The following is a 15,356-nucleotide window of genomic DNA, read 5'->3' as shown; positions in this document are numbered from 1 at the left end:
CAGGAGGAAGATACATGAAAACGAACTTACAGTTTTTTGCAGAAGATCGTACCAACATGGTGTCATTACTTGATATTGGTACTCTCATCGGCAGCACAGCCAAGATCGTAGAGATGGGCGATGGCTACAAAGAGATCACAGAGGACTGGGGACCGAATACAGAGTCAACCCAGTACGTCAACATGAAAAACGCAAATAACACGGTAAAGGGATATGAGTTTTCGACAACACCGGAGCGTGATTACATGTCTGATGATATGCAGACTGCAATCGACACGATGTTCAAAATGTTCCCGACTGGAAAGCAGTGTGAGACATATTATTACAGATATTACAAAACAGACATTACAAAAAATACAGGCGATTGCATCCGCGTCCCGGTTACGGTATGCCCGTCAAGCACAGGCGGCTCCGGCGGCGATACGCTGACATCTTCGATTCAGATCAACGGAAATGGTGCGGTAGAACTTGGAACGATCACGATCGCCGGTGATGGCACATTTACATGGGCGGCGAAAGCGTCCGGTACATCAGGAAAATAATAAACGGTGTTAATCAAAAATTAGCATAATCGGGTGGGTTCCTTTCAGTCCTGCCCGATTTCTGAAAGGGTGGTAATTTATGGAAGAATTAGTATTAGACAGTGGTGTCAGAAAAATTGCAATTAAAAATGAGGACGGGGATGTCATTACCGTGTTGAGCATCAATGTCGCAGATGCCGACACAGCCGAGCGATTCGGACAGGTCATCAACAAACTGGAAAGAATCTCCGAGAACTGTGAGAAAGAGGCGGCAGCATGGAAGAAAGAACATGCACAGGATGAGGTAGATTCTGACAACGTTGATGTTGAGTCGGTTTTACAGGCAAACAGAATCCGGGTGAAGTACCTGAAACAGATTGCAGCAGAGATCGACGGTCTGTTCGGGGAAGACACAGTAAAAAACGTGTATGGAGATTTCACGCCGGATGAGACGTCACTGGTGGAATTTGTCGAGAAGATCATCCCAGTCATGAATAAGCTCTTCGGCAAGCGTTACGAGATGACCAGAAAACGCTATAACTCCGGCAGAAAAGGAGCACAGGCATGATTAACGTCATGCTTGATCCGCTGCCTGAGGAATGGAACGGTTACAAGGTTAATACATCATTTCGTATCGGCATACAGGTATTCCTTGTGCAGTATGACAAAGAATTGAATGAGTATGAGAAGAGTGATGCACTGATCTATCTGCTGTTCGATGAACGGGAGCACCCGGACGGGGATGATCTTCGCCAGTGTGTGGAGTGGTTTCTAAATGGCTGGTTTCATGACAAGCCGGGATCATCAAAGGATAACCGCAGGCTGGTAGATTACGACATTGACCAGTGGCGTATCTATGCAGATTTCCGGCAGATATATGGGATCGATCTCTCCTTGGATGATATGCACTGGTGGATGTTCAATGGTCTGCTCTGGAACATGCCTTATAAGCAGTCATCATTCCAACAGGTTATAGAAATCCGCAGGAAGAAAATCACATCCAAGATGGGAAAGGAAGAGAGACAGGCGATTAAGGAAGCACAGGAAATGTATGCCTTAGAACAGCCGGAAGAAAAGAAAGAGTATACCGAGGATGAAAAAGCAAAGATTGAGGAATACGATCAGATGATGGCAGAGATCAGAGCAAAGAAGAAAGCAGAAAAGGAACTGGGATTAGTTTAGGGAGTGAGGATTGCATATGGCTGGTGGGTATGATGGAGAAATCAGAATCAATACAAGAATTAACACAAATGAGTTCAACACAGGAATAAACTCTATTGTGTCTAGTATTGGAAGAATTGCAAAAACATTAGGACTTGCTATATCAGCTACTGCATTTATAAGATTCGGAAAAGAAGCGATTGAACTTGCATCTGACTTAACAGAAGTTGACAACGTTGTGAATAAAGCATTTGGTAATATGCGCAGTGAAATGGATGCATTGGCAGAATCTGCTATCAAGAACCTTGGAATGAGCAGATTAATGGCATATCAGACTGGATCAACTTTTATGAGTATGGGAAAGTCAATGCTTACGAGTTCTGAGGATGCTAAGAATATGGCTCTGGAACTCACAAAGTTGACTGCTAATATGGCATCCTTTTTCAATGTATCACAGGATCTGGCAAGTATTGCCTTGAAATCCATATATACAGGGGAAACAGAAACTCTCAAGCAGTATGGCGTTGTCATGACCGAGGTAAACTTGAAACAGTTTGCACTTGAACAGGGAATAACAAAATCGTATTCTGCAATGTCACAGTCAGAGAAAGTGATGCTTCGTTATCAGTATGTTATGAGCCAGTTATCCTATATAGGTGATGATTTTATAGATACGCAGGATTCTTGGGCGAATCAGACAAGAATTTTGTCTGAACAGTGGAAAGAATTCATGGGTATCATTGGAAATGGACTGATTACAGTATTAACACCGGTTGTCCAATTTTTAAATAAAATTGTTGCTGCCCTTATTAATGTTGCAAATACAATCAGTGCGATTATGTCAAAAATATTTGGCATTCAAATGCAGCAGATGAGTACAACGGCGTCGGCTGCGGAAGATGTTGCTGATGGATATTCTGATGCAGCAGATTCTATGGATGACTATGCAAACTCTGTATCGAACGCTGCAAAGAAGGCAAAAGGCGCGCTTGCTTCCTTTGATGAATTGAATGTTATATCGAAAAATCAGACGTCTGGCAGTGGGTCTGGTGGATCTGGTGGCACCGGTGGAACGGAAATAAAACCATTTGATACGTCAACTCAGGAGAGTGTTATAGATCAGCTTGAAGGTAAGTATAAGAAGTTTTTCGACTATCTTAAAAAGTTAAAAGATGATTTTATTAATGGGTTTCAAACTTCTTGGAATAATTTAGATGTTGACTCACAGGTTGAAAGCATTAAAAAAAGTTTAGAGGGTATAAGAAAATCGCTTGTTGATATTTTTGCTGACAAAAGTGTATTGAGCGCAGCAGATAATTTTGCACAGACCGTTGTAACGTCTCTTGGCAGTATTAGTGCGTCTGTAATCAGTATTGGAACAACTATTGCAGAAAACTTTTTAGGGGGATTAAATAGCTATCTTGAAGAAAACTCTGGAAGAATAAAACAGTTTTTGATTAATTGTTTTAACATATCATCCGACATTACAACACTCATAGCTGAAGCATTTGAAACAATTGCAGATATTTTTTCTGTATTTGGAGATGAAAATGGACAGCAAATTACGGCGGATCTAATACAGATATTTGCTGATGCATTTTCTTTTATTACGGAAACTGCTTTAAAGTTTGTCAGAGACATGTTAGATATTCTCGTAACGCCAATTTCAGATAATAGTGAGAGTATTAAGAACACTTTGAATAATCTACTTGGATTTATCCAGCAGATAACAGGTGTTCTGAGTGATATTGTAAGACAAATAACAGATGGACTTACAGCTTTATATGATGAGCATTTAAAACCTTTTTTCGATTCCGTAAGAGACGGATTGTCAGAGATAATGGCAGAAGCGTTGAAGTTATGGGATGAATATATTCAACCAGTACTGAATTATATTGCGAAATTAGTAACTGAAACGTATGAACAGCATCTAAAACCTGTTATAGACAATTTGATGGGATTATTAGGGGCGGTCATAGATTTGATAAAAACTTTATGGGAAGTAGTGTTAAAGCCTCTCATCATATGGCTAATGAATACTCTTGCACCGAAAGTATCTGACATTGCAAAAAAAGTAAGTGGATTTGTTTCAGCAGCAGTTGATATCATTTTAGATTGCATTGGTTTCGTGCTGAAAAATGCAGAAAATCTTATAAAAATTGTCACAGCACTTATTAATGGAGATTGGAAGGGGGCATGGAATGCTGCAAGAGATTACGTTAAAGATGGAGCAAATGGAATTATAAAAATTATAGAAACAATGGTAAATAAAATCATTGATGGAATTAACACATTAACGAACGGATTTAATAGTATCGGTTTTGATGTTCCGGATTTCTTAGGAGGAGGCTCATGGCATCCTAGCATCCCGACAATTCCAAATGTAAATCTCCCACGTCTTGCCAACGGCGGTATCACAACCGGCAGCACTCTCGCAAACATCGGAGAAGCAGGACGCGAAGCAGTACTTCCGCTCGAAAATAACCTGTCTTACATGAAGCCGCTTGCAGAAATGATTGCAAGTGAGATGAAAGGCGTGCAGACGGTGCGGATCGTAGCGGACGAAGGAAAAATTTTTAAAATTGTACGGGAAGAGGCAAACGACTATTACCGGAGAACCGGAAGTCCGGCATTTGACTTTTAGGAGAGGAGCGTATAAATGGCATACAGCGGATTTTTAATAAAAGTAGGCAATTACACAGTTCCTTTCCGGTACATAGAGGCAAAGAAGTATAAATGTGGGATCAAGGGGCAGGATCTTGATTCTTACCGGGATGCGAACGGAGTATTGCACCGGGAGGCATTGAGCAATGTCTCAATTAAAACAGAATGGGAAACGCCGGGAGATATAGATGAGAAAGCGTTGCGTGCACTGATGGATAACATCAGATCCCAATATTCCCATGCAATCGAAAAGAAATCGCTTGTTACCGCATGGATGCCGGAAATCGGCAATTATGTAACGATGGACTGCTATATGCCCGACGTGGAGTATCAGATAGATTATGCAGATGAATGGACGGTCCAGTATGGATCATTCCGGCTGGCATTTATCGGATATGGAGGTGTAATTGGATGATTGATTTTAAATATGCTGATTTATTTAAACAGAATAGCGTTGATGTCCAGCTTGAAATTATTTCCGATGATGGGAAAATCCATATCACAAATACAGAATTTCATGAGGAAGAGTTTGAATTAACAGAAAGCCTGTGTTCACAGTCTGAATTGACTTTTGGTGCTGTCGAAGCCGGATCTGTAAAATTTAAGGTATCAAATATTTTTCTTCCAATGAAAGGGAGATGGATGACCGTCAAGATGATAATTGGCGGGCACACAGATCAACCCTTTTTGATAGGAAGATTCAAAGGTTATTCCGATACGCCGACTGCTGACAGAAAATACAGGGAAGTGGTCGCATACGATGCTCTTTATGACATTTTAAATGCGGATGTGGCAGCATGGTACAACACTGTTTTTCCATCCCACGAAGAGCAGCAGACAGACAAAGACGGGAATAAAACGACTGTTACAGTTTATGATCCGGTCACAATGAAACAGTTCCGGAACAGCTTTTTTAAGCACTTCGGGATCGAGCAGGCTGACATTGATCTTATCAATGACAACATGTCTATTGAAAAAACAGTTGCGGTCACGCCATCCAGTGAGACAAGTTCTGATACAGAGGAATCGAGCACCATAGGCGAATCTATGAGCGGCAAAGAAGTGTTGTCCTGCATTTGTGAGATCAATGGCTGCATGGGGCACATGGGGCGCGACGGGAAGTTTCATTATATATATCTGGAGCAGAATATACAGGGACTTTATCCGAGAAACGATCTTTATCCGGCAGATGATTTGTTCCCAAGAGATCCGAAAAGCAACCGTATCGGGAAGGATTTATATATAACGGCTGAGTATGAAGATTTTCTTGTTAAAACAATCAATAAGTTACAGATCCGGGAGCAGAAGAATGATATCGGCGTGATCGTAGGTACTGGAGACAATGCTTATGTGATCGAGGATAATTTTCTTGTATATGGCAAAGGCACAAAAGAACTGAAAGGCATTGCAAAAAATATCCTTTCCAAGATCAGAGGGATTGTTTACCGCCCGTTTACAGCGGACTGCAAAGGAAATCCGTGTCTTGAGGTCGGGGATGCAGTGCGGCTGCCGACCAGATATGAACTGATTGAGTCCTATATTCTGAAAAGAACCCTGAAAGGTATACAGGCTTTGCGTGATGATTTGGAAGCGGATGGGGAAGAGTACCGGACAAACGGGGCGAACGGAATACAGAAAAGTATTTTAAAGCTCAAAGGCAAGAGCAATGTGTTGGAGCGAACCATTGAAAAGACACAGAGCACGATAACTGATGTTGAGAAGGGATTGCAGTCACAGATCACGCAAACTGCAACCGAAATTCGCACAGAAGTTAAAAATACAACGGATGGTTTATCATCGAGAATCACGCAAAATGCGAGCAGTATTACAGCAGAAGTTAAAAGGGCACAGGGACAGGAAGTTGAACTTGCAGCAGCTATTAAAATTAATGAGGACAAGATTACAGCGGAAGTTACGAGAGCAAGCAAAGCAGAGGGCGATTTGTCCGGAAAGATAGAGGTAACTGCAACTAAGATACGGTCAGAAGTCAGTGCTTCGTTGAAGGCATGGAATATTGATGGCTATGATATTAATTATTATGGTTTTGGAAAACCCCAAGATACTTACCCTGCATCATCCAAATATAATGGACACAGTTTTTTAGATCAGGATAGTGGAAAATTGTATGGCTGCGATCCGGATGGCGGAATTAACAGCGGTAAATATAAATGGACATTGATAACCACGCTTAAGCAGCTTTCATCCAATATGTCCAGTGCGATTACGCAGACATCAAAGGGGATCGAAAGCAAAGTTACAAGAGACAGCGTCATTTCAGAAATCAACCAGTCAGCCGAGGGCATAAAAATCAAAGCAAAACTTTTGGAATTAAAAGGCTCTATGGAGATAACTGGCGGGTATGTGCATATTCAGACAGAAGAAAGCACAGCCAATTTGATTGAATTTAAAAGAAGCGGTACATGTGTGCAGATGGGAACAGATGGCTTTAAAACAGCAGAAGGAACACTTGAAAGTCCAAACCATCAATGTGTCGTTCAATATAATCATATCTCACTAAATAAGGGCGGAACAGACACGGACCACTGCATGATTAATCTGGATGGGGATACCGGTGTTGCTGGATTTAGAGGGGGTGTGATTGACGGCTCAGATAAAAGAATGAAAAATACAATTTCAGACTTGGACAAAAAACGATCATCGGAGTTTATTTATTCTTTAAGTGCAAAATCGTATCGTTATAATTTCGAAAAAGATGGGTTCCATCATGGATTTATTGCACAGGATGTTTTGGAAAGTGTGGAAGAAGGATGGAATATTTGCCCTCAAATTTTCTCAAACGGTAACGGAGAAAAGTATTACGGACTGAATTATACAGAGCTGATCGCTGATCTGGTTGCAACAGTGCAATTACAGCATGAAGAAATAAAAGAATTGAAGGAAACGGTAGGTATTCTATGATAAATGCAAAAATTCGTGAATTTGAAAACGACATTATAAATTATGCAAATTTGTGTGAGGATGTCCCAATCGAAGCTAAGTACCTAGTGTTTAAGGATATTCTGCAGCAGATTAAGGAAGAAGCAAACAGACATGTTATAGCCGAACGGGAGCAGATGAAGCTTGCAAAGGAAAGGGAGAGTGAGGATCATGAATAAAGCGCATATTGATATTAATTGGGAGAATTACCCGAGTGATGAAACACCGCTTAATGAAAGAAACCTCAATAAAATGGATGGCTCGATTGATATCATTGATGATCGTGTAATCACTCTCGATACCACAAAAGCAACCAAGGCGGAAGTGGCAACCCTTGTTGCGGATGTGACATTCGAGGAATCGACGGGAATTATCACAATCACGAAAAAGAACGGATCCAAGATTACAATCGACACGCAGATGGAGAAGATCGCGATCAACTTCGATTATAACCCGATTACACAGCAGATTATTTTGACTCTGATCGATGGTACGAAGCAGTACATAGACCTGTCGGCACTGATTACACAGTATGAGTTCCATGATTCTGATACGGTAGCTTTTTATATTGATAAGGATGGAAAAGTGTCTGCCATCGTCAAAGAGGGTAGCATCGAGGAAAAACACTTGGAGCCAAACTATCTTGCAAAAATTAAGGTGGAAGTGGCAAAGGCAGAGTCAAGCCAGCAGGCAGCGGCAAAGTCTGAAATAAACGCCAAAGCAAGTGAGAATGCCGCAAAAGCCAGTGAAACAGCGGCAAAAACATCCGAAACCAATGCCAAAGCGTCAGAGACAGCAGCGGCGAAGTCAGCCACGGCGGCAGCAATATCCGAGACTAACGCAAAAGCCAGTGAGACATCCGCCAGTCAGTCTGCAGCCACAGCCACAAGTGAAGCGGCATCTGCCAGCCAGTCCGCCAGTACCGCCATAGATAAAGCCACAATCGCAACGCAGAAAGCAACAGAGATCATCGGTAAAGCTGAATCTGCTGCAGAAAGTGCAGCCAAGGCGCAGAGTTATGCCGTGGGTGGCACCGGGAGCAGAGAGGGCGAGGATTCTGACAATGCGAAGTATTACTATCAGCAGGCAAAAGATGTATCAGAAGGACTTAAAGGTGGATTGCAGCCACACGGAACAGTTGCATTTGCAGATCTTCCGGCACTTGCGGATGTTAGCACAGGGTGGATGTTCAATATTTCAGACGAATTTACAACCACGGATGATTTTAAAGAGGGAGCCGGGAATGTAATTCCGGCAGGTGCCAATATTTATAAAACATCAGATGAAAAGTGGGACGTGCTGGCCGGAACTCCAGTTACCGGAATCAAAGGTGTAAATGAAGATTCTTTCCGTAGGGGCAATGTAGAACTCACAGCAGAAAACGTCGGTGCAGTGGCAACCGGTGGAGATACAGCAGAGAATACAGCAACTTTTACGAGTAGTGATGTGGCAGACGGATCAGCGTCAGCGTGGACGACTGTATCAAAATTATCAAGCGGCGAAAAACACTCTTCAATTTTTGCAAAGGTGTCACAGATGTTCAAGAATGTGCGGTATCTCTATAAAATGCTTGGAACGACAGACATTTCTAAGATTGGGAATGGTACTTGTACAGGGGCGATATCATCGTTAAACAGCAGTTTAGCAAACCACTTACCATTATCCGGCGGAACAATGACTGGCACTATTATTGGACAACATAAGTTACCAGGTAGTACGGCTTCAGATTCCAATGGAATGGTTCTCGGTGTTCAGACAACAGGCAATACAGGAATTTTTAATGGTAACGGAGATGGAAATGGGGCTGGCGTTGCAAATCTAATCATCAAATCATGGTACGGAGTTGGATTTGTAGACGGTTGTTCTGGTCAAGGAATGACTGTCGGAATAGATTGCAGGAGTGGAAACATTACATGCAATTCTATAACAATAAGAAATGTCGGAAGTGTGACAGATTTATTAAATTCCAAGTTATCAACGTCTGCATCCTGTAATAAAAACTGGAATTGGAGTGGTAAAAATGAAACCCCAGCCTGGATATGGGGTGGTAGCGATGGAACTAATATGTATGTCTATAATCCGACATATATCCTGGTTCAGGGAATAAGAAATAGAGTAACAAATAGAGCAATGACTATAACAAATGATAACCATGTTAGAACATATGAATCTAATGGTGTTGGAATGAACGGAGCTATTAGCCTTGGTTCTGCAAATTATAGATTTTCACAATTATACGTTACATCAAGTTCGATATCAACTTCTGATAAAAATTATAAAGATGATATTAAATCACTTACAGATAAGCATTTACAGTTTTTTATGAAATTACAGCCAGTATCATTTTTATTTAAAGATGGTACATCTGGCAGAACACATATCGGTTTTATAGCACAGGATGTAGAGCAGGCAATGTCAGAATGTGGCTTAACAGATCTCGATTTTGCTGGATTCTGCAAAGATCAAAAAATTGACAGTAAATTGGTTGATGGCGAAGAAGTCAACGAACCTATCTTAGATGAAAATGGCAATCCAGAGTATATTTATTCATTAAGGTATGAAGAATTTATCGCATTGAACACATATGTGATTCAGGAGTTGTGGAAACGTGTTGATGCAGTAGAAAAAGAAAACATAGAGACGAAAAATCAGATCAAATCAATGCAGCAGGATATTGCAGAATTGAAAAAAATAAGAGCCTAAGAGCCGATTACATGACCATGTGTTGTGTAGCCGGCTCTTTTAAATAACAAGCCTACGGGCAGAAAGAGAGGAAAAAGAAAATGAAAGAATTTGACAAAGTAAACATGATTTATGGAGTAATTGCCACAATAGGGGTGGCACTGTTCGGGAAGTACTGGTTCCTGTTTTTTGGATTTCTGGTATTAAATGCGGTTGATTACATTACCGGATACTGCAAGGCGAAGTTCTACAAAAAGAACGAGTCCAGTGCGATCGGTGCAAAAGGAATCTTAAAAAAAGTGTGGTACTGGATTGTAATTGGTATGGCATTTTTTGTTTCGATGAGTTTTGTACATATGGGGGAGATCATCGGCATTAATCTTTCGTTTGTGCAGCTCTTCGGATGGTTCACGCTGGCAACATATTTGATTAATGAGGTTCGCAGCATTTTGGAAAATCTGGTTGAAATGAATGTAAGGGTACCGGCGTTTTTGATTGCCGGACTCGATGTGACACAGAAATTACTTGACACCAAAACAGAGATTAAGGAAAGCGAGGAATAATTATGGCAAATAGAAGAATCGGACAGGCCGGTCTTGCACTTATTAAACAGTTTGAGAGTTGCCGGCTGATAGCCTATCAGTGTTCTGCAGGTGTGTGGACCATTGGATACGGTCATACAGTGGGCGTATACAAAGGGATGAAGATCACACAGAAAAAGGCGGAAGCCTATCTGTTGCAGGACGTGGCGAAGTTTGAAAAGTATATTAATAATCCGTCCTATGTCCCGTTTACGGCTCAGCTTAATCAGAATCAGTTTGATGCACTGGTCAGCTTTGCTTTCAACTTGGGACAGGGCAATGTGAAAAAACTGTGTACAGGCAGAGTAATGAATCAGATACCGTCTGCAATGCAGCGGTACTGTAAGGCTGCCGGTAAAACATTACCAGGATTACAGCGGAGAAGAAAAGCCGAGGCAGCTCTTTATAATAAGAAAGTAGAGAGTTGCACCGGTGCAACCACTACCACAGTGAAAGAAAGTGAGGATTACAGTATGAATACAATTAAAAAAGGCAGCAAGGGCAATGCAGTTAAGGTATGGCAGATCATCATCGGTACGACGGCGGATGGCATTTTCGGTAGCGGCACGGAGAACATGACAAAGACTTGGCAGAAGAACCATGGACTGATGGCTGATGGAATTGTTGGAAAGAACTCTTGGAAAACGGGGTTAGAGTCGTTATAAAAATTGCAGTTTATTTGAATGAGAGAGCCGGTGCGGAGAAATCTGTACCGGCTTTTGACATGCAAAGTGTGCAATATATAAGGGCTGCATTGATTTTGCAACACGTAGTATGAAAAATATTTGTTTATATTGCATATAGAACAAATGTTCTAAATATGATATTATAACAGCATAAAAAATAGCCCGGAACGTTGGGACGAAACCGAGCTATCTGACTTAATTAAGTTGTATATAATATAACATATTACGACAAATTTCTCAAGTTTTTCTTGTGAATTTATACTGGTGTAGTATAATGAAAGAAAAACGTTGGGAGCGTGAATTTTATGAATGTAACATTATATGCTTATAATTTGGTTGAAAAACGTGTTAGAGGAAAAGACATATTGGATGTCAATTGTTTTGAGAAAGATTTTATAAAATGTATTGAAATCTTGAACAAACAAAATCTAAAAAGCAAGAGCTATAAGTTGCTTAACAAAAATAAAATTATTTATATAGATCGGTATGAATATCTCAAGGATTCTCATATTTTGTTTATGGTGTTCAAATCTGCAGAATACGGTTTGATAAGGAAAGTAGTAAATACAGAAACAATGGAGGAACAGAAAAATAAGAAAAAAGGAAAGAAGGATGGTGATGAAGAAACAACATGTGTCGTAATTAAATTCGATGGAAAAGAAAACTCAAAAGAAGCAGTATGTCTCTTACAGGTTAATGCACATGGAGTTACAATGAGTAAAATATTTGAATATTTGAATATGAAAATAATAGCTATCCATAATGCGGATAATGATAATATTAAATATAGAATTAATCACTTTAATATTATATCGAAAGACTTCTTAAAAGCTTTAGAGAAGGCAAATAAAATAAAAACCGTTAAATTAGTTATTGATTCTGAACTGACAGGTAATTCTGAATTTAAAGATTATGCAAATGATAATGAGGATATATCAAATGAATTTGAAATTATTTATAAGCCCTCGAACAAAATCGGAATTGGGAAAAATACAGTAAAAAAGTTTTTTGAACTATACGGTAGAGAAGGAGCAGATATCAAAAAAATACGAGTAGATATGAATGTTGCTGATGGAAATCCATTATCATTTGATACAGAAAAAATGAAAGAGAAGGAATATGTTACAGTTACCGATACATTATCGCAAGAACCGAATGTGGATGAATTAAGGGTACAAATGATAGAAAAAATCAAAAGTTATTAGGAGGATATATGAAAGCGAATAGAAATCGAAAGAGATTTGAACTATTAGAATTATTAGATCCAATTAAAAAATTTTACAAAATGAATAGTTCAAAAGAAATTGGGTTTATGTGGGGTATACCGGTTATTGTAATGATTATTTCTCTTTTGGTTAGTGTATTACCAAATTTAAAGTTTAATACGAGTACGGACGCTTTCGCAAATGATATACTTGGCAGTTATATAACAATTATGACATTATTTGTAAGTTTTACAATGGGTTATTTATCTATTTTGATAACAAGTAATAGTGAAAATATTAACGAATTAAAAACAAAAGAATCAAAATATTTTGTTGATAAAAATGGAGATCCATATAAACTATTCCAAATTTTAATGTCCAATATTACGTATGCTGTTATCGTTGAAATTTTATTTTTAATATCGTCTGTAATGGAAAAATATCTTTTGACCTGTATAAATAGCCTGATTATAAAATGGATATGTGCTTTAGATGCAGGGATTTTCACACATATTGTTATCGTACTTTTGACTATAATAAAAAATATATATTATAGTTTTTGGAAACCAGAATAATGAAAAACAATTATTTTAAACCCAGCCTCTCCGGGCTGGGCCTTTTCATATCCAACATCTCCATCCCAATTCCTCCGTCCCAATATCTGTCAACAGTCCCGCTACTTTATTATATGGCATACTATACCTCTGTGACAGATAACGGAACGATGCGGCCGCCTCTCCATCTGGTCCTCCATACTGACTGATGATGATCTGTGCGATTTTGGCATTGGGTCTTGTAATGTTGACTGGGAATTGTAAACGTTTTTCATAATTCCACATTAACAGTCACCTCCTTCCCATGGCCATGGATCCGATGCCCAACGCCAGTAATTATCAGGATTTGCGGTGTCGATGGTAAGCGGAGTATAATTTTGCGCATATGCACGCAGTGCAGTGCGTCTTAAGTCAGCATAGTGATTGAAATATTTTAAAGCTTCTTCATCGTCAGGATGCGTGTCGAGATATTCTGTGATTTCTACGACAGCAAAGCTGACCATATCGATCCAGTGGAGGAGTTGGGACTGATTCATCTGACTGATCATCATCGGCATCTACCTCCGTTTGCGGCTAAAAATGGTTTATCCAGTTCTGGAAAAATAGTCCCGGCACTGAGTGAACGATCCGGTTCATAAACAGTAGAAAAATGCTGCCAGGGGACGTATGCCATGGCGAGTACATAATCAGGAATGGTTCTTATATTTTCTGAACAGGAAACAGAATCTGCACAGGATGCAGATTCTGTGCAAAAGTCCAGACCTGCACGGTGTGCAGGATGTGAAACAGATAAACGGTCGCAGGAACGATTGCTGTTCCCGGACATAGGATAAGGTCTCATAATAAGTTATTCCTTTCAATATCAGGTTTACAATAAGATATGTAAAAATGATGATTTTGGTTCATTTAGCAGACATCATATAAAAAGGTAAAAAATGCGTATTATCAAATCGAAAAAGAGCGCAAAAAATGTTGAAAAATATCAAAATGAGTATAAAATAAAAGATATTGGTATTAAAACAGCAGAAGACAGAGAAGGGGAATAAGAATGAATAAAAGAATTGTTGCAGGTATGCTGTTTACGACGGTTGTGTGTATGACGTTAGGAGGCTGCGGCTTCACAGCTGATAAAGAAAATGTAAAGAATAGTGGTGCTGTGGAATCGGTAATGCCGGGAGCAGAAGTATCTACGGAGATGACAGAAAGAGATGCTGAGGCGGATAATGGTGTGGTACAGCTTAAAGTATGGTCGGAAGAAGACAACTTCGACATGTTAAACCAGATGATAGACAGTTTTGAACAGAAATATGCAGGACAGGCAAAGTTTGAGATTACATTGGAACAAAATGCTGATTCTGATACAAAGGATATTCTTTTGGGAGATATTCATAACGGGGCGGATGTTTTCCCGTTTGCGGATGATCAGCTTTCTGCAATGGTTGCCGCTGGTGCATTATATCCGGTGCCAAATGCAGAAGAAGTAAAGAGTGCGAATTTAGAAGAGTCGGTTTCTGCTGCATCTATTAATGATATCTTATATGCTTATCCAATGACGGCAGATAACGGATACTTCCTCTATTATGATAAAAATGTTCTTTCCGATGAAGATGTCCAGACGATGGATGGCATGTTAGAGGCACTGAATGCTGCAGGCAGATCATTTTCCATGGAGCTTAATTCGGGCTGGTATCTGTATACATTTTTTGGTAATACGGGTCTGGAGTTTGGTATTAATGATGATGGCGTGACAAATTACTGTAACTGGAACGCCACAGATGGAGCAATTAAAGGCGTTGATGTGGCACAGGCCATTTTAAATATCACAACCAATCCGGCATTTATCAGCCAGCCGGATGGAGATTTCATTACAGGAGTACAGAATGGTACGGTTAGTGCGGGAATCAGTGGCGTATGGAATGCAGTTTCGGTCAGGGAAGCATGGGGCGATAATTACGGAGCCGTAAAACTTCCAACTTACACGGTGGCAGGACAGCAGGTACAGATGTCTTCTTTTACCGGCTATAAAATGATGGGCGTGAATGCATATTCCAAATATCCGGAATGGGCAGCAAAACTTGCAGACTGGCTTACAAATGAGGAAAACCAGACAATCCGTTTTGAAGAGAGGAATCAGGGACCTTCGAATACGAATGCAGCAGCTTCGGATGCAGTAAAACAGGTGCCGGCAATCCAGGCAGTTATTGCACAATCAGAATTTGGTAAACTGCAGCGGGTTGGAAACAGTTACTGGGATGCATGTTCTGCATTTAGTGATACGATGGCAGCTGGTAACCCATCCGGTCAGGATCTGCAGGAAATTATGGATACACTTGTTGAAGGAATAACAGCATCCGCAGCAAAATAA

15 protein-coding genes and 1 pseudogene are annotated in these 15,356 nt (G+C 40.1%); 13 read left to right on the top strand and 3 right to left on the bottom strand.

The window, feature by feature from the left end; genetic code table 11:
• Window positions 1-14 precede the first annotated feature (14 nt).
• The 12 genes from RIL182_RS11365 to RIL182_RS11310 all read left to right on the top strand — a co-directional run bounded on the left by RIL182_RS11365 (window position 15) and on the right by RIL182_RS11310 (window position 13,012).
• Window positions 15-542: a hypothetical protein gene (locus RIL182_RS11365; protein WP_006857527.1), complete on the top strand. Its 528-nt coding sequence runs from the start codon at window positions 15-17 to the stop codon at window positions 540-542.
• A 79-nt stretch (window positions 543-621) separates the two neighbouring features.
• Window positions 622-1,089: a hypothetical protein gene (locus tag RIL182_RS11360; RefSeq protein WP_006857526.1), complete on the top strand. Its 468-nt coding sequence runs from the start codon at window positions 622-624 to the stop codon at window positions 1,087-1,089.
• The gene (locus tag RIL182_RS11355; RefSeq protein WP_006857525.1) at window positions 1,086-1,703 is read left to right on the top strand and encodes a Gp15 family bacteriophage protein; all 618 of its coding nucleotides are present in this window, start codon (window positions 1,086-1,088) and stop codon (window positions 1,701-1,703) included. The genes RIL182_RS11360 and RIL182_RS11355 overlap by 4 nt, the downstream gene beginning before the upstream one ends.
• A gap of 16 nt (window positions 1,704-1,719) precedes the next feature.
• Entirely contained in the window at window positions 1,720-4,326 is a 2,607-nt protein-coding gene (locus RIL182_RS11350; RefSeq protein WP_006857524.1) for a phage tail protein, read from the top strand.
• 15 nt (window positions 4,327-4,341) lie between these two features.
• A complete protein-coding gene (locus tag RIL182_RS11345) occupies window positions 4,342-4,761 on the top strand; it encodes a DUF6711 family protein (RefSeq protein ID WP_006857523.1) in 420 nt (139 codons plus the stop codon).
• Entirely contained in the window at window positions 4,758-7,265 is a 2,508-nt protein-coding gene (locus tag RIL182_RS11340; protein ID WP_006857522.1) for a tail fiber domain-containing protein, read from the top strand. Before RIL182_RS11345 ends, RIL182_RS11340 begins: the two co-directional genes overlap by 4 nt.
• Window positions 7,262-7,462 (top strand): hypothetical protein, encoded by a 201-nt coding sequence (locus RIL182_RS11335; protein WP_006857521.1) that lies wholly within the window; start codon window positions 7,262-7,264, stop codon window positions 7,460-7,462. The genes RIL182_RS11340 and RIL182_RS11335 overlap by 4 nt, the downstream gene beginning before the upstream one ends.
• Window positions 7,455-9,986: a tail fiber domain-containing protein gene (locus RIL182_RS11330; RefSeq protein ID WP_134523311.1), complete on the top strand. Its 2,532-nt coding sequence runs from the start codon at window positions 7,455-7,457 to the stop codon at window positions 9,984-9,986. The genes RIL182_RS11335 and RIL182_RS11330 overlap by 8 nt, the downstream gene beginning before the upstream one ends.
• 80 nt (window positions 9,987-10,066) lie before the next feature.
• The gene (locus RIL182_RS11325; protein ID WP_006857518.1) at window positions 10,067-10,528 is read left to right on the top strand and encodes a phage holin family protein; all 462 of its coding nucleotides are present in this window, start codon (window positions 10,067-10,069) and stop codon (window positions 10,526-10,528) included.
• A 2-nt stretch (window positions 10,529-10,530) separates the two neighbouring features.
• The gene (locus tag RIL182_RS11320; RefSeq protein ID WP_006857517.1) at window positions 10,531-11,211 is read left to right on the top strand and encodes a glycoside hydrolase family protein; all 681 of its coding nucleotides are present in this window, start codon (window positions 10,531-10,533) and stop codon (window positions 11,209-11,211) included.
• Between the two features lie 326 nt (window positions 11,212-11,537).
• The gene (locus RIL182_RS11315; protein WP_006857516.1) at window positions 11,538-12,437 is read left to right on the top strand and encodes a hypothetical protein; all 900 of its coding nucleotides are present in this window, start codon (window positions 11,538-11,540) and stop codon (window positions 12,435-12,437) included.
• Between the two features lie 8 nt (window positions 12,438-12,445).
• Window positions 12,446-13,012 carry a hypothetical protein gene (locus RIL182_RS11310; protein WP_006857515.1) on the top strand — a complete coding sequence of 189 codons (567 nt, stop codon included), beginning with the start codon at window positions 12,446-12,448 and terminating at the stop codon, window positions 13,010-13,012.
• Window positions 13,013-13,078: 66 nt separating this feature from the next.
• On the opposite strand, the pseudogene RIL182_RS11305 reads toward RIL182_RS11310, so the two are convergent.
• The 3 genes and pseudogenes from RIL182_RS11305 to RIL182_RS21680 all read right to left on the bottom strand — a co-directional run.
• Window positions 13,079-13,276: pseudogene (locus tag RIL182_RS11305) on the bottom strand (manganese catalase family protein); the annotation flags it as partial.
• Window positions 13,276-13,548, bottom strand: coding sequence for a spore coat protein CotJB (locus tag RIL182_RS11300; protein WP_006857595.1), 273 nt, complete (start codon window positions 13,546-13,548; stop codon window positions 13,276-13,278). The pseudogene RIL182_RS11305 and the gene RIL182_RS11300, both read right to left, overlap by 1 nt.
• The gene (locus RIL182_RS21680) at window positions 13,539-13,664 is read right to left on the bottom strand and encodes a spore coat associated protein CotJA (protein WP_242655576.1); all 126 of its coding nucleotides are present in this window, start codon (window positions 13,662-13,664) and stop codon (window positions 13,539-13,541) included. The genes RIL182_RS11300 and RIL182_RS21680 overlap by 10 nt, the downstream gene beginning before the upstream one ends.
• 375 nt (window positions 13,665-14,039) lie before the next feature.
• On the opposite strand from RIL182_RS21680, the gene RIL182_RS11290 reads away from it, so the two are divergent.
• The gene (locus tag RIL182_RS11290) at window positions 14,040-15,356 is read left to right on the top strand and encodes an extracellular solute-binding protein (protein ID WP_006857512.1); all 1,317 of its coding nucleotides are present in this window, start codon (window positions 14,040-14,042) and stop codon (window positions 15,354-15,356) included.

The sequence above is a fragment of the Roseburia intestinalis L1-82 genome (genome assembly GCF_900537995.1).
In the GTDB taxonomy this organism is placed as follows: domain Bacteria; phylum Bacillota; class Clostridia; order Lachnospirales; family Lachnospiraceae; genus Roseburia; species Roseburia intestinalis.
This window is presented reverse-complemented; position numbering and strand designations above follow the sequence as displayed.

Coding starts and splice junctions, on each gene's coding strand:
- RIL182_RS11365 (WP_006857527.1), top strand. CDS start 15: ATGAAAACGAACTTACAGTTTTTTGCAGAAGATCGTACCAACATGGTG.
- RIL182_RS11360 (WP_006857526.1), top strand. CDS start 622: ATGGAAGAATTAGTATTAGACAGTGGTGTCAGAAAAATTGCAATTAAA.
- RIL182_RS11355 (WP_006857525.1), top strand. CDS start 1,086: ATGATTAACGTCATGCTTGATCCGCTGCCTGAGGAATGGAACGGTTAC.
- RIL182_RS11350 (WP_006857524.1), top strand. CDS start 1,720: ATGGCTGGTGGGTATGATGGAGAAATCAGAATCAATACAAGAATTAAC.
- RIL182_RS11345 (WP_006857523.1), top strand. CDS start 4,342: ATGGCATACAGCGGATTTTTAATAAAAGTAGGCAATTACACAGTTCCT.
- RIL182_RS11340 (WP_006857522.1), top strand. CDS start 4,758: ATGATTGATTTTAAATATGCTGATTTATTTAAACAGAATAGCGTTGAT.
- RIL182_RS11335 (WP_006857521.1), top strand. CDS start 7,262: ATGATAAATGCAAAAATTCGTGAATTTGAAAACGACATTATAAATTAT.
- RIL182_RS11330 (WP_134523311.1), top strand. CDS start 7,455: ATGAATAAAGCGCATATTGATATTAATTGGGAGAATTACCCGAGTGAT.
- RIL182_RS11325 (WP_006857518.1), top strand. CDS start 10,067: ATGAAAGAATTTGACAAAGTAAACATGATTTATGGAGTAATTGCCACA.
- RIL182_RS11320 (WP_006857517.1), top strand. CDS start 10,531: ATGGCAAATAGAAGAATCGGACAGGCCGGTCTTGCACTTATTAAACAG.
- RIL182_RS11315 (WP_006857516.1), top strand. CDS start 11,538: ATGAATGTAACATTATATGCTTATAATTTGGTTGAAAAACGTGTTAGA.
- RIL182_RS11310 (WP_006857515.1), top strand. CDS start 12,446: ATGAAAGCGAATAGAAATCGAAAGAGATTTGAACTATTAGAATTATTA.
- RIL182_RS11300 (WP_006857595.1), bottom strand. CDS start 13,548: ATGCCGATGATGATCAGTCAGATGAATCAGTCCCAACTCCTCCACTGG.
- RIL182_RS21680 (WP_242655576.1), bottom strand. CDS start 13,664: ATGGCATACGTCCCCTGGCAGCATTTTTCTACTGTTTATGAACCGGAT.
- RIL182_RS11290 (WP_006857512.1), top strand. CDS start 14,040: ATGAATAAAAGAATTGTTGCAGGTATGCTGTTTACGACGGTTGTGTGT.